The organism is uncultured Salinibacterium sp. (genome assembly GCF_963974405.1).
In the GTDB taxonomy this organism is placed as follows: Bacteria; Actinomycetota; Actinomycetes; order Actinomycetales; family Microbacteriaceae; genus Rhodoglobus.
Genome location: NZ_CAXBBH010000001.1, coordinates 245,570 through 268,172 on the forward strand (window position 1 = coordinate 245,570; position 22,603 = coordinate 268,172).

At 61.3% G+C, this 22,603-nt stretch carries 23 protein-coding genes and 1 tRNA gene; 15 read left to right on the top strand and 9 right to left on the bottom strand.

The genetic code is table 11. From position 1 onward, the window contains the following. Positions 1-15: 15 nt before the first annotated feature. The 3 genes from AACZ26_RS01100 to AACZ26_RS01110 are packed head-to-tail and all read left to right on the top strand — an operon-like array spanning position 16 to position 2,787. Positions 16-1,389 (top strand): MFS transporter, encoded by a 1,374-nt coding sequence (locus AACZ26_RS01100; RefSeq protein WP_339618467.1) that lies wholly within the window; start codon positions 16-18, stop codon positions 1,387-1,389. Positions 1,390-1,398: 9 nt separating this feature from the next. Further along, on the top strand, positions 1,399-2,094 hold the full coding sequence (nucS, locus tag AACZ26_RS01105) for an endonuclease NucS (protein ID WP_100387736.1): 696 nt from the start codon (positions 1,399-1,401) through the stop codon (positions 2,092-2,094). A 30-nt stretch (positions 2,095-2,124) separates the two neighbouring features. Continuing rightward, on the top strand, positions 2,125-2,787 hold the full coding sequence (locus AACZ26_RS01110; protein WP_339618468.1) for an HAD hydrolase-like protein: 663 nt from the start codon (positions 2,125-2,127) through the stop codon (positions 2,785-2,787). Here AACZ26_RS01110 and AACZ26_RS01115 read toward each other — a convergent pair. The 6 genes from AACZ26_RS01115 to AACZ26_RS01140 all read right to left on the bottom strand — a co-directional run bounded on the left by AACZ26_RS01115 (position 2,784) and on the right by AACZ26_RS01140 (position 7,756). Continuing rightward, a complete protein-coding gene (locus AACZ26_RS01115; RefSeq protein WP_339618469.1) occupies positions 2,784-3,872 on the bottom strand; it encodes an NAD(P)/FAD-dependent oxidoreductase in 1,089 nt (362 codons plus the stop codon). The genes AACZ26_RS01110 and AACZ26_RS01115 overlap by 4 nt on opposite strands. Next, on the bottom strand, positions 3,869-4,399 hold the full coding sequence (locus tag AACZ26_RS01120; RefSeq protein WP_339618471.1) for an isoprenylcysteine carboxylmethyltransferase family protein: 531 nt from the start codon (positions 4,397-4,399) through the stop codon (positions 3,869-3,871). Before AACZ26_RS01120 ends, AACZ26_RS01115 begins: the two co-directional genes overlap by 4 nt. A 13-nt stretch (positions 4,400-4,412) precedes the next feature. Then, entirely contained in the window at positions 4,413-5,474 is a 1,062-nt protein-coding gene (locus tag AACZ26_RS01125; RefSeq protein ID WP_339618474.1) for a 3-oxoacyl-[acyl-carrier-protein] synthase III C-terminal domain-containing protein, read from the bottom strand. 12 nt (positions 5,475-5,486) lie between these two features. Next, a complete protein-coding gene (locus AACZ26_RS01130) occupies positions 5,487-6,857 on the bottom strand; it encodes a type II toxin-antitoxin system HipA family toxin (RefSeq protein ID WP_339618475.1) in 1,371 nt (456 codons plus the stop codon). Next, positions 6,857-7,180, bottom strand: a complete 324-nt coding sequence (locus tag AACZ26_RS01135) for a helix-turn-helix transcriptional regulator (RefSeq protein ID WP_339618476.1) — start codon at positions 7,178-7,180, stop codon at positions 6,857-6,859. Before AACZ26_RS01135 ends, AACZ26_RS01130 begins: the two co-directional genes overlap by 1 nt. A 99-nt stretch (positions 7,181-7,279) precedes the next feature. Continuing rightward, positions 7,280-7,756, bottom strand: coding sequence for a MauE/DoxX family redox-associated membrane protein (locus AACZ26_RS01140; RefSeq protein ID WP_339618477.1), 477 nt, complete (start codon positions 7,754-7,756; stop codon positions 7,280-7,282). Positions 7,757-7,852: 96 nt separating this feature from the next. On the opposite strand from AACZ26_RS01140, the gene AACZ26_RS01145 reads away from it, so the two are divergent. After that, positions 7,853-8,227: a DUF2834 domain-containing protein gene (locus tag AACZ26_RS01145; protein ID WP_339618478.1), complete on the top strand. Its 375-nt coding sequence runs from the start codon at positions 7,853-7,855 to the stop codon at positions 8,225-8,227. A gap of 50 nt (positions 8,228-8,277) precedes the next feature. Beyond that, positions 8,278-9,129: a pyridoxal kinase PdxY gene (pdxY, locus tag AACZ26_RS01150; RefSeq protein WP_339618479.1), complete on the top strand. Its 852-nt coding sequence runs from the start codon at positions 8,278-8,280 to the stop codon at positions 9,127-9,129. A gap of 9 nt (positions 9,130-9,138) precedes the next feature. On the opposite strand, the gene AACZ26_RS01155 is transcribed toward pdxY, so the two are convergent. Beyond that, positions 9,139-10,026: a siderophore-interacting protein gene (locus AACZ26_RS01155; protein WP_339618480.1), complete on the bottom strand. Its 888-nt coding sequence runs from the start codon at positions 10,024-10,026 to the stop codon at positions 9,139-9,141. A gap of 8 nt (positions 10,027-10,034) precedes the next feature. Further along, positions 10,035-11,063, bottom strand: a complete 1,029-nt coding sequence (locus AACZ26_RS01160) for an ABC transporter substrate-binding protein (protein ID WP_339618482.1) — start codon at positions 11,061-11,063, stop codon at positions 10,035-10,037. A gap of 142 nt (positions 11,064-11,205) precedes the next feature. Here AACZ26_RS01160 and AACZ26_RS01165 point away from each other — a divergent pair, with 142 nt between their 5' ends. The 3 genes from AACZ26_RS01165 to AACZ26_RS01175 are packed head-to-tail and all read left to right on the top strand — an operon-like array spanning position 11,206 to position 14,419. Further along, a complete protein-coding gene (locus tag AACZ26_RS01165; protein WP_339618483.1) occupies positions 11,206-12,513 on the top strand; it encodes an iron ABC transporter permease in 1,308 nt (435 codons plus the stop codon). Further along, positions 12,510-13,604, top strand: coding sequence for an iron chelate uptake ABC transporter family permease subunit (locus tag AACZ26_RS01170; protein ID WP_339618484.1), 1,095 nt, complete (start codon positions 12,510-12,512; stop codon positions 13,602-13,604). The genes AACZ26_RS01165 and AACZ26_RS01170 overlap by 4 nt, the downstream gene beginning before the upstream one ends. Continuing rightward, positions 13,601-14,419: an ABC transporter ATP-binding protein gene (locus tag AACZ26_RS01175; RefSeq protein WP_339618485.1), complete on the top strand. Its 819-nt coding sequence runs from the start codon at positions 13,601-13,603 to the stop codon at positions 14,417-14,419. Before AACZ26_RS01170 ends, AACZ26_RS01175 begins: the two co-directional genes overlap by 4 nt. 71 nt (positions 14,420-14,490) lie before the next feature. On the opposite strand, the gene AACZ26_RS01180 is transcribed toward AACZ26_RS01175, so the two are convergent. Then, a tRNA-Leu gene (locus AACZ26_RS01180) sits at positions 14,491-14,574 on the bottom strand. Between the two features lie 222 nt (positions 14,575-14,796). Between AACZ26_RS01180 and AACZ26_RS01185 the strand changes: the two genes are divergently transcribed. The 7 genes from AACZ26_RS01185 to AACZ26_RS01215 all read left to right on the top strand — a co-directional run bounded on the left by AACZ26_RS01185 (position 14,797) and on the right by AACZ26_RS01215 (position 22,600). Then, positions 14,797-15,486: a M23 family metallopeptidase gene (locus AACZ26_RS01185; protein ID WP_339618486.1), complete on the top strand. Its 690-nt coding sequence runs from the start codon at positions 14,797-14,799 to the stop codon at positions 15,484-15,486. 80 nt (positions 15,487-15,566) lie between these two features. Then, positions 15,567-16,283, top strand: coding sequence for a DUF3662 and FHA domain-containing protein (locus AACZ26_RS01190; RefSeq protein WP_339618487.1), 717 nt, complete (start codon positions 15,567-15,569; stop codon positions 16,281-16,283). Then, on the top strand, positions 16,280-16,801 hold the full coding sequence (locus tag AACZ26_RS01195) for an FHA domain-containing protein (RefSeq protein WP_339618488.1): 522 nt from the start codon (positions 16,280-16,282) through the stop codon (positions 16,799-16,801). Before AACZ26_RS01190 ends, AACZ26_RS01195 begins: the two co-directional genes overlap by 4 nt. Positions 16,802-16,805: 4 nt before the next feature. Then, positions 16,806-18,050: a PP2C family serine/threonine-protein phosphatase gene (locus AACZ26_RS01200; RefSeq protein ID WP_339618489.1), complete on the top strand. Its 1,245-nt coding sequence runs from the start codon at positions 16,806-16,808 to the stop codon at positions 18,048-18,050. Beyond that, the gene (locus AACZ26_RS01205; protein WP_339618490.1) at positions 18,034-19,479 is read left to right on the top strand and encodes an FtsW/RodA/SpoVE family cell cycle protein; all 1,446 of its coding nucleotides are present in this window, start codon (positions 18,034-18,036) and stop codon (positions 19,477-19,479) included. Before AACZ26_RS01200 ends, AACZ26_RS01205 begins: the two co-directional genes overlap by 17 nt. Further along, positions 19,476-20,930, top strand: a complete 1,455-nt coding sequence (locus tag AACZ26_RS01210; RefSeq protein ID WP_339618491.1) for a penicillin-binding transpeptidase domain-containing protein — start codon at positions 19,476-19,478, stop codon at positions 20,928-20,930. The genes AACZ26_RS01205 and AACZ26_RS01210 overlap by 4 nt, the downstream gene beginning before the upstream one ends. Continuing rightward, positions 20,927-22,600 (top strand): protein kinase, encoded by a 1,674-nt coding sequence (locus tag AACZ26_RS01215; protein ID WP_339618492.1) that lies wholly within the window; start codon positions 20,927-20,929, stop codon positions 22,598-22,600. Before AACZ26_RS01210 ends, AACZ26_RS01215 begins: the two co-directional genes overlap by 4 nt. The last annotated feature ends 3 nt before the right edge of the window (positions 22,601-22,603 follow it).

The following is a 22,603-nucleotide window of genomic DNA, read 5'->3' on the forward strand; positions in this document are numbered from 1 at the left end:
ACCTACTATTAAGCGATGACCGCCCACCACTCGGCCTCCAACGCTGCGCAGTATCCGCATGGCCTCAGCCATCGGCAGGTGCTGTCGTGGCGCAACGCGATCGCAATCCTCTTCACGCTCGCGGGATTCTCTTTCGCCAGTTGGGTCGGTCGCATCCCGACAGTGCGCGACGCCTTTGACGCCAGTCATTCAGAAATTGGTGTGCTGCTTTTTGGTCTCGCGATTGGCTCGATTCTCGGCTTGCTCGTTGCCGGCCGACTGGTCGACCGGTTCGGCGCACGCGCCGTAGTGAGCGTGTGCGTGCTGCTTTTCTTCGGGGCTCTTGCCGCAACCGCAATCATCATCGGCGTCTTCGGCAGCTTCATCGGCGCGGTATTTTCACTCGCAGTACTTGGGCTCTCCTTTAGCACCTATGACGTTGCTATCAATCTTTCCGGTGCCGCGAACGAACGACTTCTCGGCCGTTCAACAATGCCAACGCTGCACGGCTTCTACAGCCTCGGAACGATGGCTGGCGCAGGATTCGGCGCGGGGGCCGAAGCGCTCCACATTCCTCTCGCCCTCCATCTCTCGGTGGTTGCCGGGATCGCTTTCATCACCGCCATGATCGTCTTGCGATTCGTGCTGCCCGAAACCCTTGCGGATGCCCCACTCAACACTCAAGAGATCAAAATCGCTTCGGGTGAGCTGGCTGCGCCGAAACTGCGCAGCGTGTGGCGAGAACCACGCACGATCATGATTGGCGTCATCGTGTTGGGAATGGCCTTCGCGGAAGGCACAGCTGTGGACTGGCTCGCGCTGGCCATGGTCGATGGCTACGAGCTCGATAATGCTTTCGGCACCCTCATCTTCGGTGTGTTCGTCACGGCGATGACCGTTACGCGTTTCCTGGGAGTGCGTGCCCTTGACCGTTTCGGACGCGTTCCGGTGCTGCGGGCATCCGCTGGGCTCGCCGGTGTAGGGCTGCTGCTCGTCATCTTTTCGCCCGTCGTTGTGCTCGCTGTAATCGGTACCGCACTGTGGGGTGCCGGTGCTGCACTCGGCTTCCCGGTGGGCATTTCAGCCGCCGCCGACGAACCCAAACGAGCCACTGCGCGAGTGACCGCCGTGGCCACGATCGCCTACGGCGCGACGCTCATCGGCCCGCCCATGATCGGCGTGCTCAGCGATCAGGTCGGCGTTCTCAACGCACTACTCGTGATCGTGGTACTTACATTTGTGTCGGGAATCCTCTCGCCCGCCGCCCGCGAGCTAGCGGGGCGGCACGCACGGATCCTGATCGATTTTGCGTCGCCGGGCACAACATCCGCTGCGGTGAGCATCGCCACGACCGAAGTGGAGATCATTTCGCTCGACGACGAGACACCGCCGCCTCCCCTGCACCGTTAGGCTCGACGGGTGCGACTTGTCATAGCCAAATGTTCCGTTGATTACGCGGGCCGTCTTAGCGCCCACCTTCCCCTCGCCACCCGGCTGTTGTTGCTGAAGGCTGACGGCAGTGTTCTCGTGCACTCCGATGCGCTCTCCTACAAGCCGCTCAACTGGATGAGCCCGCCCTGTGTGCTTTCCACTCTTGAGCCCGAAGCCGAGCAGTCGGATGCCGGAGTCACCGAAATTTGGAAAGTCGCCCACACCAAGTCGGCCGACATGCTCATCGTCTCGATCCACGAAATCCTGCACGATTCCAGCCACGAGCTGGGCGTCGACCCCGGACTGCAAAAGGATGGCGTCGAGGCTCACTTGCAGAAGCTGCTTGCCGAACACATCGATATTCTGGGTGACGGCTACCGTCTTGTGCGCCGCGAATACATGACGGCCATCGGACCGGTCGATATTCTTGCGACCGATGAGAACGGCGCGAGCGTTGCCGTTGAGCTCAAGCGCCGCGGCGATATCGATGGCGTTGAGCAGTTGACGCGCTACCTCGAGCTGATGAACCGTGACCCGCTGCTGGCTCCCGTCACCGGCATTTTTGCGGCCCAAGAAATCAAGCCGCAGGCACGCACCCTGGCGAAGGATCGCGGCATCCGCTGTGTGCTGTTGGATTACGACGAGATGCGCGGACTCGACGACCCCAACATGCGATTGTTCTAGTCTTCAGGCACACGCCCTAGGCTGGTAGCGATGGCTACTCACTGGACTTGCATTCTCGTTGACCTTGACGGCACGATCGCTGACTCGGCGCCCGGAATTACGGCGTCGCTCTCCTATATGTTCGAGGAGATGGGCCACCCGGTTCCCTCAGCAGAAGAGCTGCGCGCCTACGTTGGCCCACCCATTGTTGACTCGTTTCGCGACCGCGCTGGATTCACTCCCGTGGAGGCAGCTCAGGCACTCTCTATCTATCGTCGGCACTATATGGAGGGAAACAACGCCCACGGCAGCGACATCTTCCCCGGCATGCCCGAGGTTCTCAAGACGCTACATGCGAGCGGCATTCCGCTGTCGCTGGCGACCTCGAAGCCCGAGTTTCCGGCATCCGTGATTCTGGATCACGCGAACCTCACGCAGTACTTCCGTGTGATGGCTGGCGCCTCGATCGACGAGATTCGAAGTGCCAAGAAGGATGTTGTCGCTGAAGCGATCACGCGCCTGAAGATGATCGGCGCTGACGTCAGCAACCCGGTCATGATTGGCGACCGCAACTACGACATTGAGGGAGCCGCCGAACACGGCATCCCCACGATCTATGTTGACTGGGGTTACGGCAACCCCGGCGAATCTGAGGGCTCGCTCGCTGTCGTCTCGAAGGCCGAAGAATTGCTGCCGCTGCTGCTGCCTAGCTAGCGACCCAAACTCTCCACCACGCGGCCGTAAACGCTGGGCAGTCGCGCAGCGAGCGGCACGATGGCTCGGCGCAGCGGTGAGTTCGCAGCGGCCACGAGCCCGGTGGTGAGCATCCGAAAGTCGCGGGTGATGCGTCGCCATTCGTGTTCGTACCGTTCGGGTTCGCCGGCAACAATGCACTCGATGGCGGCGCGGGCCTCAGCCAGCCCTAAGCGGATGCCCTCCCCCGTGATCGCATCGACATAGCCAGCGGCATCCCCGACGAGCAACACTCGGCCAGAACGCTGCCCGGTCGTGTTCTGCAACAGCGGGCCCGCACCTTGGACGCTCGAGGTGGTGGTCAGGCCGCGCAGACGTTCGGCGAGCGCCGGCACACTCGCAATCGCCTGCTCGAATGAGGTTCCGCGTGGCCCCAGCACGGCAATACCCACCTCGGTGTCGCCCACCGGCGTCACATAGACCTCCGCGTTCGCCGCCCAGTGCACCTCCACGAGATCAGTCCACGGTTCAACCTCAAAGTGCTGCCGGATGCCGAACCGCCGAGAATCATGTCGCCTCACGCGGCGAGGGCGCGCGGCCAGGCCAACCAGCTCGCGCACCGTGGAGTGCAGACCATCGCAACCGAGCATCCACTGCCCTTCGATGGTGCGACCGTCAGCGAGGTGCGCGGATACCGCGCCCGACCGCGCTTCCACCCCGCCCTGGCTGCCGTCGCCATGCTGCTCGATCGCCACCACCTTGCCGTGCTCAAACTCGACCCCGAGAGCGGCCGCCCGTTCGCTCAGCGCCCCGTGAAGTTCGGTGCGACGAACGCCGAGCGCGGCATCCGAAGCGAAGCGGTGTTCGGCGATGTGGGTGCCGTCGTGATAGCTGATGCCGGCGATCCGGCGACCGCGCGGGTGGACCCCGAGGGCGGCGAGCTCGGTGACGGCGCCGGGCATGACTCCTTCGCCGCAGGCCTTGTCGATGGTTCCCGTGCGGGGTTCGATCACGAGGGCGGTGAGCTCGTGCATCCGCGCGTTGATGGCAGCGGCGAGACCGATGGGCCCGCCACCGACCACGATCACATCAGCGGAGCGGCTCATGGTGTCAGTTCGCGCAGAGCTCGGTTTTCGGTCGGGATGCGGAACGCCAGCAGCAGCACTGCATTCAGCACGGTGAACACGATCGCGGTGACCCAGGCGGTGTGCACAAGCGGCAACGCAATGCCCTCGATCGCCACGACGAGATAGTTCGGATGCGGCAGCCAGGTCAGACGGTACGGCCCACGGTTCTGCACGCGACCGGCTCCCGGCACCACAATCACGCGGGTGTTCCACTGAGCACCGAGCGAGTTGATGATCCAGTAGCGTGCCACCTGGCAGAGCAGGGTGATGACGAGCATCGGGATTCCGAGCCACAACAGGAAGGGGCGATCGGCGACAATCACTTCGACAACGCAAGCGATCAGCAGTCCGGTGTGCAGGGCCACCATCCACGGAAAATGCTTCTGGCCATACTCGCGCCCGCCACGCTCGAAGGCGGCGGCGGCGTTGCGCTTGGAGATGCGCAACTCATAGAGGCGTTCCATACCGGTGCCGAGAATGAGGGCGATGTAGGCGATGAGGCTCATGCGTGCGGCTCCTTCATGCTGGCCACTCCACGAGAACGAATTCTGCACTCACGCCCGGGCCGAGAGCAAACGCGAGAGCATGACTACCTGGGGCTGGCGCCGGGTCAGAGCTCAGGGCATCCGCGAGCACGTGCAGCACGGCCGCCGACGAGAGGTTGCCGACGCGGGCGAGACAGTCCCAACTGCTTTGCAGGTCACTGCGCTCAAGCCCGAGCGAACTCTCGAACGCTTCGAGCACGCGAGGGCCACCCGGATGCGCGAGCCAGTTGTCAACATCCGCAATCGTCAGGCCGTTGCTGCGCAAGAATTCGCTGACCGCGGCAGGAAAACTGTTCTGAATCACATCGGCGACGCCAGCGCTCAGCACAATCTCGAAGCCGGTACCTCCAACGTTCCACCCGATGACGTCGTGGCTGTCGGGGATAAAGGTGCTTCGAGTGTCAACAATGCGAGGGCCAGCTTCGCTTCGGTTCTCCCCCACCATCACGACCGCAGCGGCACCATCGCCGAACAGCCCAGTGGCCACAAAATTCGCCATCGTGTGGTCACCGCGCTGCAAAGTGAGCGAGCAGAGCTCGACGCTCAGAAGCACACCGACTTCGTCCGGATGCCCGACCAAATAGTCATGCACGCGGGCCAAGCCCGCGGCCCCCGCCACACAGCCCAACCCGAAGGAGGGAAGCCGTTTCACGTCGGGTCGCAGTCCCAGCCGTGGAATCAGCAAGGCGTCGATCGAGGGTGCCGACATTCCGGTCACGGAGGTAAACATGACGTAGTCGACGTCGCGCGGGGTGAGCCCGGCATCCGCGAGCGCTGTCGTCAATGCCCGGTCGAGCAGGTCGGTGGCGACGCGAATGAACTCGTTGTTGCTGTCGCGAAAGGTGCCGAGGTCGCGGTAGCGCTCAAGCGGGAGGGCAGTGTGTCGACGTTGGATGCCGCTGGCTCCGTGCATCCGTTCGATGACGGCCTGGTGGGAGGGCGTTGCCGACAGCAGCGGGCCAAGCTCGGCCGTGATTTCGGCTTGCGAGTAGTTGTATTCCGGCACCACGGGAGCGACGGCCGCGACTCCGCTCATTTAGTGAAGCTATCACGCGTCGAGATCATTAGCGCCAGTGTCGTTTCTCGATCGTGCCCACTGCCCTGAGTTGCCGGGGATGCCAAGCTCTCCTCGTCGTTTCTGTGCAGAAACCTTCGCTCTCGAAGAATTTGTTGCGGTAGGCGAGTTCGCGCTCATTTCTAGGGCCCTCTCACGGTTGGGTCCGTCTATTGCTCGTCGCGATGCCTCTGCAGCTTCGCGTGAAATTCCGTAGCCAAGGGCGACCTGTATCCAGCCGCTCGTGCGTTCCGCGACATCACGCACAAGTGCAGAAGCCTCGTCGTAGCTGAGCCGGAACGCGTCGTGGGCGTCACGCAATTCGCGGATGTCGCGGCCATACCGTTCGCCGCCCTCAACGATGGGCGTTGCCTCGACCTGCTCTGGTCGTCGGTTGGGTTCGAGGTCGAACACCGGCGACAACTTCCAGCCGTTGTAGTCGCGGAGAAACCCATGATTGCGAAAGTGATCGTCGACGTTGCCGATGAGCAGACTTAGCGCAATCCGACGGAATAGCTCCGCTTGGTCATCCCGTGGCGCGGGACTGTATTGGGCGAGCGTGTCAGATATGTCGCTGTACGACAGCGTCTGATCGTCACCTTTCGTTGTCAATGAATGTGCGCTGATGTAACCGATTCGTCGACCCTTGTCGCGATCAAACCGGCGACTGAGAAGAATCGACTGCGACTCCGAAAGACGTATGAGGTCGAACGCTGGGGTGTCGATACCGGCAGCTTTGGCCAATGCAAGCGCCGTAGCTTCCCACGCCATCGGGTCGTGAAACTCGGTTTCTCGAGCGAACTTCGCCAGCCACAAATCGCCGCCATTCCTGACGGTTGCTTTGGGGCGCGCACCCCCGGCGCTGGTGCCAGCATCTATGAGTATCCGAAGTTCTGGATCCGTCGCTTCGCCAGCTTCAAAGGCACGGGCAGCAGCGACAATTTTTTCCAAGTCGTGCACTTCGGCAACTTCATGACTGCGGGCTCCCAGATATGCGCCGTGCACATCACGAAATCGGAGCGCCCCCTGCCGGGTAGCGTCGTTGACGTGCGTGAGAAAGTCGAACGTCGTGCGGGCCGAGGTTCCCGCGCGGATGATTCGTTTGCCCCACGCGTCAGGCATGGAGTCACCAAGCGCGCCGAGAATGTCCCGGCCAGACCACGTGCGAATGGGTCCTCCCGTGCGCGGCATGTCCGGGGAGAGATCGTAGCCACGCGGATCGGTAAGGTAGCCGTCGGCGTATCGAAAGACGAGCGAGTTGGCAGCAGAGACAACGGCTCCTTCGCTGGCAACGGTGCCTGTGAGAACTTCGGCGCCGTCGGGGAGAACAAGATGGACCTCCGCGGCGGAGAGCCGGTCAGTCATTACTCTTCCTCGATTTGCTTGGATGAGCGGGGAATCCGCACGCGCTCGACGCTTGCGCGCGCAAGGTTGCGGGAGCCGAAGTCGCTCGCAATCGGATCAGAGGCGTCAACCACCGCAGCAAGGATGCCGACAGCCCGCATGACCGCGAGCAAATTCTCGGAAGATGTAGAGCGGCCCGTTTCGATCGCTCGGAGGGTGTCGCGGGATACACCAGCACGTTCTGCTGTGATCTGTGCAGTCAGCCCAGAAATCTTGCGCCACGACCTGATGTTGCGACCGAGACGCTCCATCTCCCGCACAAGAACCGCACTCTGAGATGCCATCTCGCTCCTTCAATTAGTGCCGTGGTATATCGGCACTATAACATGTTGTGACGATAATTTACGGCACTAATACCTGAGCTGCTGAGAAACAAAGGAACCCTATCCGCGGCGGTAGGCACGCCACGCCCGCCAGGCTCCGGTCGACCACAGTGCCCACAAAACGAGCACCGGTTGGAAGGGCATCCGAATCCACCGTTTGAGGTCGGTGTCGAGGCCGAGTGAGTCGACCTGATTCACGAGTTGAGAGATATTGCCGGGGTAGATCGCGATGAAGAATGCCGCGGCAACCCAACCGACGAGTGGGCGGTACTTTTTGGAGAAGATGAGCGCACTACCAAGAGCGATCTCGACGACACCGGATGCGACGACCACAAAGTCTTGGTCGAATGGTTGCCAATCCGGCACTTGGGCTTGAAAATCTTGGCGGGCAAAAGTGAGGTGGCTGATGCCCGCGAAGACGAGGGAAGCGCCGAGGGCTATGCGGCCGACCCGGCGTCCGATACGGCTCGCGCGGGAGGGCTCTTCGATCGCAGTGGTGGCTCTGGCGGGGTCAGTGCGCTCTGGTGTCTGCTCCATCTCCTCATTCTGGTGGTGCGTGCTGCGCATCTGCCGAGGGCGGCCCAATCGGCACGCCGCGAGCGCAGCTCGGATGCGCGGGGCCACACTGGTCGCATGACTGAAGCCACCGCGTCATCCCCTGCTCGCCCGTCGCTACTGCAGCACTGGAACGCGAAGGGCATCACCTTCGCCGTCCTCTCCCTCGTCGGCTTGGTCGGCACGTGGTTCTTCAATGCGCTGGCCATCGTGCAGATGCGCAACTTCTTCGGCGACTGGTTCGGCAGCGGCCCCGCCGTCAGTTCTTTGGGCGTCGATCTCTTGGTGGTCGCGGTCGCGGGCAGCATCCTGATCATCGTCGAAGCACGCAGGCTCGGGATGAAGCGGGCCTGGCTCTACATCGTGCTGTCAGGCATCACGGCCTTCGCGTTCACCTTCCCCTTGTTTCTCGCGATGCGCGAGCGCAAGCTCGTGGAACTCGGGCGCCGCTAGCGCGCACTCGCTTGACAGCATCCGCGAGAAGAAGGTGGGAGAATCGCAGGATGAAGATCCTCTCGATTCAGTCCGCAGTCGCGTTCGGCCATGTCGGCAACTCTGCCGCGGTGTTCCCGTTGCAGCGCATCGGCGTTGAGGTGTTGCCGGTGTATACGGTCAACTTCTCCAACCACACGGGCTATGGCGCGTGGCGTGGCCCGATGATCGATCCGAGCGATGTCTCGGAGGTCATCGCGGGCATCGAAGATCGCGGAGTCTTCCCCCAGATCGATGTGATCCTCTCGGGCTACCAGGGCGGCGAGGGCATCGGCGATGTCATCATCGACACCGTTGCGCGAGTGAAGGCAGCAAACCCGAACGCTCTCTACGCGTGCGATCCCGTGATGGGGAATGCGAAATCCGGATGCTTCGTCGCCCCGGCTATCCCGGTCTTGCTGCGTGAACGCGTGGTTCCTGTCGCCGACATCATCACCCCGAATCAGTTCGAGCTCGGCTTTCTCACTGACACTGAGCCAGACACCATCGAGTCGACGCTTGCCTCGGCCGACCTCGCCCGCGCCATGGGGCCGAGCACGATTGTGGTCACGAGCGTTGAGCGGCCCGACGCAGAGGCCGACACCATCGAAATGATGGTCGTGACGGATGCCGGAGCCTGGATCGTGCAAACCCCGCGACTGCCGATGAAGGCCAACGGTTCCGGTGACGTGACCGCCGCCCTCTTCACCGCCCACTTCACGCGCACCGGCGATGCCGCCGATGCTCTCGCTCGCACAGCATCCAGTGTCTTCGACCTACTCACCACGACTCTTGAGTCTGGCGAACGCGAACTCCAGCTCGTCGAATCGCAAGAGTTCTACGCTAACCCGCGGATGCAGTTCACTGCGCGCCAGGTTCGCTAGCGCTCGGCCTCAGAGCCCTGCGCGCTCGAGAATCTCGTCCCAGTAGATTTCGGCCTCAGCCTCGGTGTGCGCGTTCGCGGCGACACGCTGGTAGTCCGCGATGAGCGCCTCAGACTGCGGCATGTAGCGACGCACCCATCCATCTTTATCGTCACGCCAGTATCCGATGAGAGCGAGCCGGTTGGCCGGCATCCCATGCTCATTTCTGAAGTGTTTGCGCAGAGCTCGCCCAATCGAAGCCTCCCCAGCGAACCAGATGTAGCCGTTGCCCGCGGGGATCTCGCATGCGAGCGCCGCGTCGGCGAGTTGGGACGCCCGGTGCCCATTGCCGCCGATCCTCCAGTCAATTGACGCAGCGCCCGAGTGCGCGAGCACGTCGTCAGCGTGGGGAACCTCGGCGATCGCATGCACGGGCATTTCGGGTGGCAGTTCCTCGAGAATGCGGAGAAGAGCGGGCACTCCGGGGAGATCCGCGACGAGCAGCATCCAGTCGGTGTCAGTCGGCGGGCTGTACCACGCTCGCGTTCCCCACATTCCGAGCGTTTGACCTGGTGTTGCGTTTCGCGCCCAGGATGCCGCGAGGCCGTCGCCGTGGTCGACAAAGTCGATCGTGATCCGGTCACCGTTCCAGCGCCGCACCGTGTAGTTGCGCGATTCACGCTCCGAACCCGGTTCGTGGTGGGCGAGCACTCCATCCTTCATCGTCATCAATGGCGGCGACTCCTCGCCGTCAGCCGGGAAGTAGAGGTGAACGACCTCATCCGGAAGACCACTTGACGAGAGCGCGCCCGGTCCCTCAACACAAAACTCGACGCGAATGAACGACGGAGACAGACGGATGCTGCCTACAACGCGTGCGAGGACATAGACGTTTTCGCCAGTCGAGAGACCAGACACGTTCTGCTCTACTGCTGTTCGCCAGGCTCGATGAACATCGTCTCGATGTCATCGAGGATCATGTTCAGGGCGATCGGGTCCGAAGCGTTCCAGACACTCGCATCGACCCAGTGCACTCGGTCGTTCTTCACCGCCGACAGTGTGGGCCATAGCGGGGTTGAGGTGATTGCATCCTTCTCGGCTTCAGCGCCGTCATCGGTGTAGACGAACAGGGTGTCGGCGGAGTCGAGAAGGTTGAGGGTCTCTTCGGTGAGGTCGATGCGGAATGCGCTGGGGTCTTGCTGTCCCTCGGGCTGTGCGAGGCCGACGCCGCGGAACGCAATGCTCTCGCCCGTTCCGACGCGAATTGAGTAAGCACCGCCGTCGCTCAGACGCACGGCCGAGACGGGAAGGTTGTCGAGCCCGGCGGAGTCAACGCGCTCGTGCAGCTCGATCATCCGGTCATTGAGCTTTTTCATTAGGGCGTCGCCCTCATCGGCCTTGCCCAACACTGCGGCGATCGACTGGATGCCGTTCGACACGTCTTCGATCGAGACACCGTCGTTGTACGCAAAGCCATAGGTAGGGATGCCGCTCGCCGCGATACGGTCGTACGTTTCCTTGTTCCAGGCCTCGTCACCCTCCCCGTCGTAGCCTGCGACCACAATGACGAGGTCAGGTTCCTGCGCGAGGATTCTCTCGATGTCGGGCGCAAATCCTCCGCCCTCTCCTGCGATGTTCTCGATATCGGCGCTGCCCGACAGGTGTTCCGGCAGCGCGAGAGGGTTGAATGATGCGGCAAGGGGCTGCACATCGAGGGACAACATCAGTGACAGAGAGATGGGGTCGGCTGCCACAACGCGAAGGGGCTCGGCGGGCACTTCGACCTCGCCGAAGTAGTCCTCGACGGTGATGGTCGCAGCCGCGGCATCTGCCTCGTCGCCGGGCGCCGAAGAGCACCCGGCGAGAGCAAGCGCCGCCACGGTCAGAGTCGCCGTGACTGCGGCAAGCGTGCGGCTGCGGGTACGCAGAGTTGTCGAAGGGGCAGAATGCATCATGTCAATCCTCGGAAAGTGACCCGCGAGCGTGACGAACTGTGCACGTCGAGGCAAGCGGGAAGCGGGCGTAGTAAGATAAGGCTATCCTAAGTTAGTACATCGCAAGCTCGTCGCCAGACACTGCCCCGTGAGGACCCGAACCATGTCGCTGTCCGATCTCGCACGCCTAACGCGGCGGGCCACGGCGGCATCAGATGACGGACCTTCGCGCTCACGCATAAAGAGACGGCACGCAATTGCTGTCGCCCTCGACGCCGCCCTCGTGCTGACCCCACTTGCCGTGGGAGGTGTGATCCTGGGCGGGCTGTTGTCGGGAGGTACCAGCCTCGGTTCCGCAGATGTCGCGGTTTTCGCAGCAGCGGCAATCCTCCTCAGCCTCGCGGTGGGCCTCGGACCGGTGCGCTCTCGCGTAGCCTCTCGCGCCGGGCGCCCCGTCATAGCGCAGTCGACGCGTCAAGCTCGCCTCAGAGTGATCATGTTCCTTGCCCTCGTCGTCGTTTTGCTCGCACTCGCCAGCCTTGCAATCGGCTCGCGCGCGCTCGGGATCGGCGAGGTGCTCACGGCCCTACTGCCGCCATACGGCGAATCAACCACAGATGCCGCGCTCATCGTGCGCGAGCTTCGCGCACCGCGAACGGTTCTCGGGCTGGCCGTGGGTGCCGCTCTCGGCGTGGCCGGTGCGACGATTCAAGGTCACACCCGAAACCCTCTCGCCGACCCCGGCCTTCTCGGGGTAAGCGCGGGAGCCACCTGTGCCGTCGTGCTCGGTATCTTTGTGTTGGGCTTATCGACACCCTTGGAGTACATCTGGCTCGCCTTCGCAGGAGCCCTTCTCGCGAGCCTGGCCGTTTTTACGGTGGCTGCGGTGAGCGGTGGGAGCTCGCCTCTCACGTTGATACTTACCGGGGCGGTGTTGTCCGCGATCCTTGCCTCAGTCACGAGCGCGATCGTCCTCATCGATGAAGCTAGCTTTGACGTCTACCGATTCTGGGTTGTGGGTTCTCTCGCCGGTCGAGATTCCGACATACTCCTGCCCCTTCTGCCTTTTATCGTTGCTGGGCTGATCCTGGCTCTTGCTTGCGCGCCAGGGCTCAACCTCCTTGCGACCGGTGGCGACGTTGCGCGCGCATTGGGACTAAACGTGACGGTACATCGCATGCTCGGCATCGCATCCATCACGCTTCTCGCCGGTGCTGCGACTGCAGCGTGCGGACCGATCGGCTTCATTGGCCTAGTCGCCCCCCACGTGGCCCGCGCGCTCGTCGGCAACGACTACCGGTGGTCGCTTCCCGTTGCAGCGCTCTCCGGCGCGGCGCTACTGCTCGCTGGTGATGTAGTCGGACGCGTTGTAGCTAGGCCCGCCGAACTTCAAGTCGGAATCGTCGTCGCGTTGATCGGCGCACCGTTTCTCGTCGCGCTCATTCGCCGACGAAAGCTGACACAGCTATGAGTCTCCTCAAGTTGCAGAGCGCCAAGGTTGCCGAACGCACCGCCCACGAGCGCGGAACCCCACGAGTGCTACGCCTGGGCCGCGGCTCACTCCGGTGGCGCCCCCGAACGATTGCCGTGGCATTCATCCTGCTGCTCGGCCTCGCGTCTCTGGCGACCCTCAGTCTCGCGCAGGGCGCATACTCCGTGCCCCCCGATCAGGTCCTTGCTGCCTTCTTCGGCTCAGGAAGTGACGTCGTACGCTACGCGGTCGTCGAACTTCGCCTGCCTCGCACCCTCACGGGAATTGTGGTGGGGTTCGCGCTCGGCATCTCAGGAGCACTCACTCAGACGGTCACCCGCAACCCGATAGCGAGCCCCGATGTGCTCGGAGTCACGGCGGGAGCGAGCCTCGGCGCGGTGTCGGTGATCGCTCTAGGCACACCATTCGCGGCATCCCCGTTGAGCGTTCCCGCAGCGGCACTCCTGGGGGGCCTTCTCACCGCAGCAGTCATCTTCGCGTTGTCGTGGCGCCGCGGTGCCGACTCACTGCGACTGATCCTTACGGGCATCGCCGTCAACGCGGCCGTTGTTGCGATGGTGAGCTGGATGCTGGTGGTAGCTCAGCTGTCGCGTGCCGTCTCAGCAAATGTCTGGCTTGTTGGTTCTCTCGAAGGTTCAAACTGGACGAGCGTCACGCCGGCGGTCATCGCGACAGCAATCTTGGCCCTCCTTACGCTGACTGTTGCGCGCGCTCTGCCTGCTCTGGCGCTCGGTCCGGACACCGCGGCTGCACTCGGAGTCTCACCGCGACAGACGCGGACAATCCTGCTACTACTCTCCGTCGCCCTCGCAGCAATCGGAGTCGCTGCGGCGGGACCGATAGGGTTCATCGCCTTTGCCGCCCCGCAAATTGCTCTGCGGGTTTTCAAGACGCCTTCACCCCCTCTGTTCTGCTCCGGATTGCTTGGCGCTCTCCTCATCACCGGGAGCGACCTGCTGCTGCGCGTAGCGTCACCGGTACCGCTCCCCGTCGGCATCATGACGACACTTATCGGAGCACCGTTCTTGATCTACCTCATCATTCGAACCACCAGGAGAAGATCCGCATGACCGGTTTCTCGTCATCGCCACTAGTCGGCCGCGATCTCGCTATCGGTTACTCGCAGAAACTCATCATCGACGGACTCGATGTGAGCATCGCAGACGGTGAAATCACCACCATCATCGGCCCGAACGGATGTGGCAAGTCCACCCTGCTGCGAGGGCTGGGTCGCCTCCTCCGCCCGAGCCGGGGACAAGTGCTACTCGAGGGCAGGGATATCAGCACCTTGAGATCCCGCGATGTCGCTCGCACGCTCAGCGTTCTCCCACAGTCCCCCTCGGCTCCCGAGGGAATCACGGTCGCCGACCTCGTTGCTCGGGGACGGCATCCACACCAAAGCTGGCTGCAACAGTGGTCGTCAACTGACGAGAACGAAACCGAAGCCGCCATGGAACTCACCGGGATGATGGAGTTGCGCGACCGACCGCTGGAGGAACTCTCGGGCGGTCAGCGGCAACGGGCGTGGATCGCGATGACGCTCGCCCAAGACACGTCAGTTCTGCTTCTCGACGAACCAACGACGTACCTTGACCTCGCGCACGCGATCGAAGTGCTCGAGCTCGTCGACCACCTCAACCGCGAATTGAATCGAACGGTTGTCATGGTGTTGCACGATCTCAACCTTGCCGCTCGCTACAGCGATCGCATTATCGCTATGCAAGATGGGGCGATCAAATGCATCGGCACTCCCGAGGAGATCCTCACTCAAGAACGTCTACTGGATATCTTCGGGCTAGAAGCGACAGTGCTCCACGACAGTGAGGGCACCCCGATCGTCGTGCCCTTATCTGGACGACGCCGTGCCGCTACGAGGACTGCATAGCGGCACGAGGTCGTCTGCACGAAAAAAGCTCTTCACCAAGAAAAACCTGGAGAAGAGCTTTTTACGTTACGTGCGCGAGGGGGGACTTGAACCCCCACGTCCTTTCGAACACACGGACCTGAACCGTGCGCGTCTACCAATTCCGCCACTCACGCGTGGTCTGAGTTAACACTCAACTGAGTGAGATTATCACAGCGCCGGACCGTTCAACGACTTGCCCACGGCATCGAAGGGAAAGAAGTTTGGTGAGTATTCACAGCTTCGTCATATAGTGTCGATAGCTGTCCGTGTGCCTAAACGCCACGGGTTCAACCAGACTTGATCCGAAACTGTCTTACCCGACAGACCACACCCCTGGGGGTTACCGCGTGAAACGAATGCTGACACTCAGCGCAATCATGGCTGTTGTCGTGAGCGTGACTGTTCCAGCTGCTGCGCACATGGAACCTTCATCGCGCGACATTGAGTCCACCGCTTCTGCAGCTTCGGCATCCGCAATCTTGCAGCAGTCCGCTGCTGTCGCCACAACCGAGCCCGCTCAAAGCGTGCCAATTCAGTCCTTCGCATCCTCTGTTGAAACTGAAATCAAGGCCGCAACGCGCGACGTTCTCACGATTAAAGAGCCAGAGCCCGAGCCCGTCTATTCGGGTCCGTCAGGTTCATTTGCTGGCACCTATGACGGTGCATTCGCCGGATTCTTGGCCGTCTGGCCCGCAAATGCTCCCGTAAACGACGGCTTCGGCTACCGCGGATCAGAGTTCCACGGCGGCATCGACATCATGACCGGCAGCGGAGCCACCATCGTTTCGGCATCCCCCGGCGTGGTTACCCAAGTCACTTACGGTGGCGGCTGGGGCCAGTACGTAAAGATCGACCACGGTAGTGGAGTTTCCACTCTCTACGCGCACATGATCGCAGGATCACAGATGGTTTCCCCCGGCCAAACTGTTGCCGCCGGAACCCCCATCGGCCTCAGTGGTTCGACCGGCTACGTCACCGTCGCCCACCTCCACTTTGAGACCTACATCAACGGCACTCGTGTTGACCCCATGGGCCTACTTCCGTAATCGCTCGACCCTGAGTAACGGGTTAGCCGCAGACACCGGCTAACATCGACGTACTACAACGAGCCACTACGAGGAGAGCTTTGGGTCTTCTGGACAACTTTGAACGAGGTCTCGAACGTGCTGTAAACGGCGCGTTCGCCAAGACCTTCAAAAGTGGTCTGCAACCCGTCGAAATTACCAGCGCACTGCGCCGCGAACTCGACACGCAGGCCGCTGTTGTGTCCCGCGACCGCATCCTCGTGCCCAACAACTTCACCGTGCGCCTCAGTGACACCGACTATCAGCGCATGTCTGGGCTGGGCAGCACACTGATTTCTGAGCTCACAGAGCTCGTGCAGCGCCACGCTACCGCGCAGCACTACTCCTTCTCCGGCGGCATCACCATTACGCTCGCCCCCGACAACTCGCTCAGCCAAGGCATGATCGAAGTCGACTCGGTCAACGTCAAAGGCACGGTTGCCTGGACTCCCGTCATCGATATCAACGGAACACGGCACACCCTTGTTCATTCCCGCACCATCATCGGGCGGGGCAGCGAAGCTGACATCACAGTTGATGACAACGGCATCTCTCGCAAACATGTCGAAATCTTGTGGGACGGTTCACGAGCCGAAGTGAATGACCTCAACTCCACAAATGGCTCCAAACTAAACGGATCTCCCGTTTCTCGCGCACCACTCGCGCCAGAATCCGTGATTGATATCGGTCGAACCCGTATCGTGTTCCGTGTGCTTGCCCAATCTGCAGATGTCGACCAGCCCGCTGATCGCCGCAACGACCGGGGGTTCACCCTGTGAGTGAACTCACCCTCCTCTTGCTGCGCGTCGCGTTCCTCGCCATCATGTGGGGCTTCATTTTTGCGATCGTATACGCGTTGCGCTCTGATCTCTTCGGAGAAAAGGTGCGCCGGATGCCCGTGCAAAGCGCAGCTCAGGCGCAACAGGCGCCCTCAACTCCGCCCGCTCCGGCCGCCGCGCAGCCCACTCGACCTGTGGCGCCGGCCCCCGCGTCCGGGAGCTCTCTCGATGCCACTCGTCTGGTGATTGTTTCTGGATCAAAAGAGGGGCTCGAGATCTCGCTCCCCGAGGAACAATTGACGATCGGTCGCTCAAGTGAGTCGGGTCTTGTTATCCGCGACGACTACACGTCCACACATCACGCTCGACTCTTGCGCTGGGCCGATAGCTGGGTTGTTCAAGACCTTGACTCCACGAACGGCACCTTCCTCGCTGGGCAACGTGTGAGTGTTCCGACGCCAATTCCGTTGAACACGCCGATCAAGATCGGCACAACTAGCTTCGAACTGCGACGGTAATTGGATGGCCAATTCGGGCAACAGCGCTGCCGCATCCCATGTGGGCAAGGTTCGGGCTAATAACCAGGACAGTGCTTACGCCGGTAGCCACCTCTTTATTGTCGCGGACGGTATGGGTGGCCACGCAGGTGGCGATGTTGCTTCGGCTATCACGATCAAGCACGTTGTTGAAGCCGACCATAGCTTCGAGTCGGCAGATGATGCCGCTCAGGTGTTGCACGACACTCTTCTTGCCGCAAACGCCATCCTCTCCGACACGGTTATTGAGCACAATGAGCTCACGGGAATGGGCACGACTGTCAGCGGAATGATCCGCGTTGGCAACAAGATGGCCATGGCGCACATCGGCGACTCGCGCATCTATTTGCTGCGTCAGGGTGAGATGACCCAAATGACGCACGACCACACGTTCGTGCAGCGACTTGTCGAGAGTGGCCGCATCACGCTCGAAGAGGCTGCCGTGCATCCGCGACGTTCAGTTCTGATGCGTGTGTTGGGAGACGTTGATGCGTCCCCCGAGATCGACACCGAAGTTTTCGCTACCGAGCCTGGTGACCGCTGGTTGCTCTGCTCCGATGGTCTGAGCAGTTTCGTTACTGAAGACAAGATCGCAGCAACCCTTCGCCGCGTCACGGATGTGCGCGTTGCCACCGAACGCCTCGTCCAGGCGAGCCTCGATCAGGGCGCCCCTGACAATGTAACCGTCGTGCTGGTCGATATCGGCGACGACGAGTCTTCCGCCCACGAGCCGCCGCTCATGGTGGGCTCTGCAGCATCACCGCTCTCGTTCGAGCCGACGATCGTCAAGAAGCCGGTGCGTCTGCCGAACCTTCTGTTGCACCCGCTCAAAACAACGCAGCCTGACGATAGTCACTTCGAGCCAGAGTCTGACGAGTACTATCAGGCGATCATTCGCGAAGACCGCCGTCGAGTTCGCCGACGCCGCATCTCGTGGATCACCTTCATCACCCTCACGATTGCTGCAATCGCTGCCGGGCTCATCCTCGGCTACCAATACACGCAGCAGCAACACTATGTGGGCATCGAAGATGGCCATGTCGCCATCTATCAGGGCGTTCAGCAAGACATTGGCCCAATTTCGATGTCGCACGTCTACCAAGTCACTGACGTTCGTGTCGTTGATTTGCCCCTCTACTTGCGTGCGAGTGTTGAAAACACCATCAACGCGAACGACCTTGAGGATGCGCGCCGCATCGTAGGAATGTTGTCTGATGCCCAAATCCCCTAGCGCCGACGCTCGCGCCTCGACTTCGGCCGGCCCGCGAGCGATTACCGAGAATATCCGCTTGAAGCTACGTGTGCCCGCACGCCTGCGCAATCTCGAGTTGGCTCTGATCATTGTTGCGATCGGAATCAATCTGGGGGCGATTGCTCTCGTTCAACTGGGTGCGATTGGCCGCCTCGGCTTCACCGTTCTGGGGCTGTCTGCGCTGCTCGGCGTGCTGGTTTTCGCCATGCACATCACTCTGCGGATAACAGCGCGAGATGCTGATCCTTTGATCTTGCCGATCATCACAGTGCTCAACGGGCTCGGTATTGCGATGATTTATCGCATCGATCTGGCCGATGAGGTTACCGGCTGGAGCAGCGGCGGTATTCGTCAGATTGTTTGGACAGGCATTGCCATCATCATCGCCATGTCGGTGTTGATCATCATTAAGAATCACCGAGTGCTGCAGCGCTACCGATACATCGCCATGTTCGGCGGTATTGCGCTGCTACTGCTGCCGCTGGCGCCCGTCATTGGTGACACCCGTTTCGGTGCTCGCCTGTGGGTTCAGATTGGCGCGTTTTCGTTCCAGCCTGGCGAACTCGCGAAGATCGCTTTGGCGATCTTCTTCGCCGGCTACCTGGTGTCCGCGCGTGACTCGCTCTCGATGGTGGGCCGCAAGTTCCTCGGGATGACCTTCCCACGCGCCCGAGACCTCGGCCCTATCATCGTTGTCTTCGTTGCTTCCATGCTCGTGTTGATCTTCCAACGCGATATGGGTACAGCACTGCTCTACTTCGGTCTTTTTCTCGTGATGATCTATGTCGCAACAGGGCGCTCAAGCTGGATTCTGCTGGGAATGGCCATGTTCTTGGGCGGCGCTTTTGTCGCCAGCCAGTACCTCACCTACATTTCCGGCCGTATTGATGCCTGGCTTGACCCCTTTAACCCGGAAGTATATGACGCCACGGGAGGCAGCTTCCAACTGGTGCAGGGCTTGTTCGGTCTCGCTGACGGTGGGCTCATCGGCACCGGGCTTGGGCGCGGCAGCCCCGAGATCACGCCTCTCGCTGAAAGCGACTACATCGTCGCTTCCTTGGGCGAAGAGCTCGGCCTTATCGGCATCTTCGCAATTCTGGCGTTGTACCTTCTCTTTGTGTCTCGTGGATTCCGTATCGGCTTCGCCGGTCAAGATGATTTCGGCCGCCTCTTGGGTGTCGGCCTCGCGTTCGTGATCGCGCTGCAAGTCTTCGTGGTGATCGGCGGCGTCACACGAGTCATCCCCTTGACCGGACTCACAACACCGTTCTTGGCAGCCGGTGGTTCCTCTCTTGTTGCTAACTGGATCATTGCTGCACTCCTGCTGCGTCTCTCTGACACGGTGCGCCACCAGCCGCAGTTGGTCATTGAGCCTTCGATCGAGAACCGATTGGTGGTGGGCCAGTGAACCGCGAACTTAAGCGCGTGAGCACCGTTGTGCTGCTCATGTTCGTGAGCCTGTTCATTTCCAGCTCTGTCATTCAGGTTGTGACCGCCGATCAGCTTCAAGCGGATGGTCGAAACGTTCGCACTCTTTACGCAAGCTATTCGGCCGAACGTGGCCCCATCTTGGTCAATGGCGAACCCATCGCATACTCAGAACCTGTGGATGACGAGTTCAAGTTCTTGCGCGTGTACCCGAAAGCCGAGTTGTACGCTCCTGTCACTGGCTACCTCACGCTGAATCAGGGCAATACGGGGCTCGAGAGTTCGCTCAACGATTACCTCAGCGGTTCGTCGAACGACCAGTTCTTCGATCAGGTCAACTCGATTCTTACCGGCCAGAACCCCACCGGGGCCGCGGTTGAGCTCACCTTAGATCCCGCTGTCCAACAAGCGGCGTGGGATGCTCTGGGCGACCTCAAGGGTGCAGTCGTAGCAATCAACCCGAAGACTGGCGAGATTCTCGCGATGGTCTCTAAGCCCTCGTACGACCCCAACGAATTAGCTGTGCACAACACGAGCGACGTCATCGATGCTTACGACCGTTTGCTGAATGACCCAGATGAGCCGTTCTTCAACCGCACGCTTGCTGGGCCCCTGGATCCTCCCGGCTCCACTTTCAAACTCGTCGTAGCGGCAGCCGCGCTCGAAAGTGGAAACTTCACTCCGGACAGCACCTTCCCTAACCCTGCAGAGCTTCAACTTCCGGAGAGCACGTTCAGGATCAGCAATGCTGACAGCGGCACGTGTGGCCCGGGCTCGACGGCAACCATCGCCACGGCCATCCGGCTCTCCTGCAACATTCCCTTCGCTCAGTTGGGCGACGCCCTCGGGTCGAATGCTATTCGCGAGCAGGCTAACAAGTTCGGGTTCAACGAGAGCGTCTCTGTGCCCCTCAACTCGACCGAAAGTGTGTACCCCCGCGCGCTCGACCGTCCCCAGACAATGCTTTCGGCATTCGGTCAGTCGAGCGTTCGTGCTTCCCCACTGCAGATGGCAATGGTGTCCATGGCAATTGCCAACAGCGGCACCATCATGCAACCTAATCTTGTTGAGAGCATCGTGTCTTCCGATCTCACAACTATCGAGTCCTTCGAACCGACGCTGTTCAATCAGGCAATCAGTCCGCAAACCGCGGCCGCACTCACCCAGATGATGGTGGATGGGGTCAACAACGGTGCAGCGAACACTGCCGCCATTGATGGCGTTCAGGTCGCAGGAAAGACCGGTACAGCAGAGAACGGAGAAGGGGAACCGTACACGTTGTGGTTCACTGGATTCGCGCCGGCAAATGATCCAGAAGTTGTAGTTGCAGTAGTGGTGCAGGATGGTGGCGGACTGGGTCAGTCCGGAACCTCGAGCGGGCTTTCCGCACCAATTGGGCGTCAAGTACTAGAGGCGGTGCTAAACAGATGAGACCGACCAGTGGACTCACTTTCGGTGGCAGATACCAACTGTCCAGTCGCGTAGCGATCGGCGGAATGGGCGAGGTGTGGGAAGCCACAGACCTCGTTATCGGTCGTACGGTCGCGATTAAGATCCTCAAGGATGAGTATCTTGGCGACCCCGGGTTCCTTGAGCGGTTCCGTGCTGAAGCACGTCATGCTGCCCTCGTCAACCACGAAGGCATCGCCAACGTCTTCGACTACGGCGAGGAAGAGGGCAGCGCCTACCTCGTCATGGAACTCGTCCCTGGCGAAGCGCTCAGTGCCATTCTTGAACGCGAACGAGTCCTCGATCCCGATCGCGTTCTCGACATGGTCGCGCAAACTGCGGCCGCACTTCAAGCTGCCCATGCGGCAGGGCTTGTTCACCGCGATATCAAGCCCGGCAACCTCCTCATCACGCCCGAGGGCCGCGTCAAGATCACCGACTTTGGTATTGCGCGTATTGCCGACCAAGTGCCGTTGACGGCAACCGGTCAGGTGATGGGAACTGTTCAGTACCTCTCGCCTGAACAGGCCAGCGGTCACCCCGCATCCCCCACTACAGACATTTACTCGCTCGGAATCGTCGCGTACGAAGCCCTCGCCGGCCGTCGTCCGTTTACAGGCGAATCCCAAGTGGCGATCGCGATGGCTCAAATCAATGAGACTCCACCCGAGTTGCCGATCACGGTCGCAGAGCCGGTTCGAAACCTTGTTTATGCGTGCCTGGCTAAGTCGCCCGGCGATCGCCCGGCATCCGCGTCGCACTTGTCACGGGCTGCACAGTCGTTGCGCCGTGGGGATATTGCCGCCGCCGCGGCTGCTGTACCCGGAATCTTGGGAGATAACTCCCATGCCGCGACGGTCGGGCTCAACTACGGTAATGCCACGCAGGCCACGCGCGTCTTGACGACCGCCGGGGCCGCTGGTGAACAAACGACAACCACGGAGGTAGCTGCCGATTCAAAGCGGCGCAACCCGTGGACGTGGCCCATTGTTGCCCTCATCTCGCTGCTTGCCGTTGTGCTCATCGGTGCGATCATTGCACTTCTGGCCAGCCCCGGCGACGAGGAGCCGGTGCCGACGAACACCTCGACGTCGTCTTCGGCAGCGCCCGAGCCCGAGCCGACATCCACGTTGGTGGCTCTGACAGAGGAAGAGCTCCTCGATCGCAAACAGGATGCGGTGGAGCAACTCCTGACTGAAAAGGGGCTTGTTCTGGATGCCCAAGTTGGCACGGCAGCTACCTCCGCAGAGCAGGTCGGTTTCTCCTACCGGGCTGCGCCCACGGGTAACGTCGCAAAGGGCGAGACCATCACGGTCTACTTCTACGACGAGGTCCCCGTTGTGCCCACGCCACCACAGCCTCAGGCAAACCTCCTTGAGCCATCTGGCCCTTACGAGCCGGGTGACACCGTGACGGTCAAGTGGAACACCTACGGGGACTGCCCTGTCGGGCATCCGCGCACCGGCTACAGCTTCCTCGTTCAGGGGGGACCGAGCGCCGGCTCGTCCACCTATGGACCGGGCGAAACGGAGTTCGAGATCACCCTCGCGAACGATCCAAGTGTCGAAACCAAGATCTCGTATTCGGTATCGTGCACCGATCTGTCGTCACCCGCGTCAGAGCAAGTGATCGTGAGCGTTACCGCTCCGTAAGCA

Excerpts from the sequence above, each read along its gene's own strand:
- AACZ26_RS01170 (WP_339618484.1), top strand. The coding sequence starts at position 12,510 with ATGAGTCTCCTCAAGTTGCAGAGCGCCAAGGTTGCCGAACGCACCGCC.
- AACZ26_RS01200 (WP_339618489.1), top strand. The coding sequence starts at position 16,806 with ATGGCCAATTCGGGCAACAGCGCTGCCGCATCCCATGTGGGCAAGGTT.
- AACZ26_RS01175 (WP_339618485.1), top strand. The coding sequence starts at position 13,601 with ATGACCGGTTTCTCGTCATCGCCACTAGTCGGCCGCGATCTCGCTATC.
- AACZ26_RS01145 (WP_339618478.1), top strand. The coding sequence starts at position 7,853 with ATGACTGAAGCCACCGCGTCATCCCCTGCTCGCCCGTCGCTACTGCAG.
- AACZ26_RS01215 (WP_339618492.1), top strand. The coding sequence starts at position 20,927 with ATGAGACCGACCAGTGGACTCACTTTCGGTGGCAGATACCAACTGTCC.
- AACZ26_RS01185 (WP_339618486.1), top strand. The coding sequence starts at position 14,797 with ATGCTGACACTCAGCGCAATCATGGCTGTTGTCGTGAGCGTGACTGTT.
- AACZ26_RS01100 (WP_339618467.1), top strand. The coding sequence starts at position 16 with ATGACCGCCCACCACTCGGCCTCCAACGCTGCGCAGTATCCGCATGGC.
- AACZ26_RS01205 (WP_339618490.1), top strand. The coding sequence starts at position 18,034 with ATGCCCAAATCCCCTAGCGCCGACGCTCGCGCCTCGACTTCGGCCGGC.
- AACZ26_RS01120 (WP_339618471.1), bottom strand. The coding sequence starts at position 4,399 with ATGAGCCTCATCGCCTACATCGCCCTCATTCTCGGCACCGGTATGGAA.
- AACZ26_RS01140 (WP_339618477.1), bottom strand. The coding sequence starts at position 7,756 with ATGGAGCAGACACCAGAGCGCACTGACCCCGCCAGAGCCACCACTGCG.
- pdxY (WP_339618479.1), top strand. The coding sequence starts at position 8,278 with ATGAAGATCCTCTCGATTCAGTCCGCAGTCGCGTTCGGCCATGTCGGC.
- AACZ26_RS01115 (WP_339618469.1), bottom strand. The coding sequence starts at position 3,872 with ATGAGCCGCTCCGCTGATGTGATCGTGGTCGGTGGCGGGCCCATCGGT.
- AACZ26_RS01125 (WP_339618474.1), bottom strand. The coding sequence starts at position 5,474 with ATGAGCGGAGTCGCGGCCGTCGCTCCCGTGGTGCCGGAATACAACTAC.
- AACZ26_RS01110 (WP_339618468.1), top strand. The coding sequence starts at position 2,125 with ATGGCTACTCACTGGACTTGCATTCTCGTTGACCTTGACGGCACGATC.
- AACZ26_RS01165 (WP_339618483.1), top strand. The coding sequence starts at position 11,206 with ATGTCGCTGTCCGATCTCGCACGCCTAACGCGGCGGGCCACGGCGGCA.
- AACZ26_RS01130 (WP_339618475.1), bottom strand. The coding sequence starts at position 6,857 with ATGACTGACCGGCTCTCCGCCGCGGAGGTCCATCTTGTTCTCCCCGAC.
- AACZ26_RS01160 (WP_339618482.1), bottom strand. The coding sequence starts at position 11,063 with ATGATGCATTCTGCCCCTTCGACAACTCTGCGTACCCGCAGCCGCACG.
- AACZ26_RS01135 (WP_339618476.1), bottom strand. The coding sequence starts at position 7,180 with ATGGCATCTCAGAGTGCGGTTCTTGTGCGGGAGATGGAGCGTCTCGGT.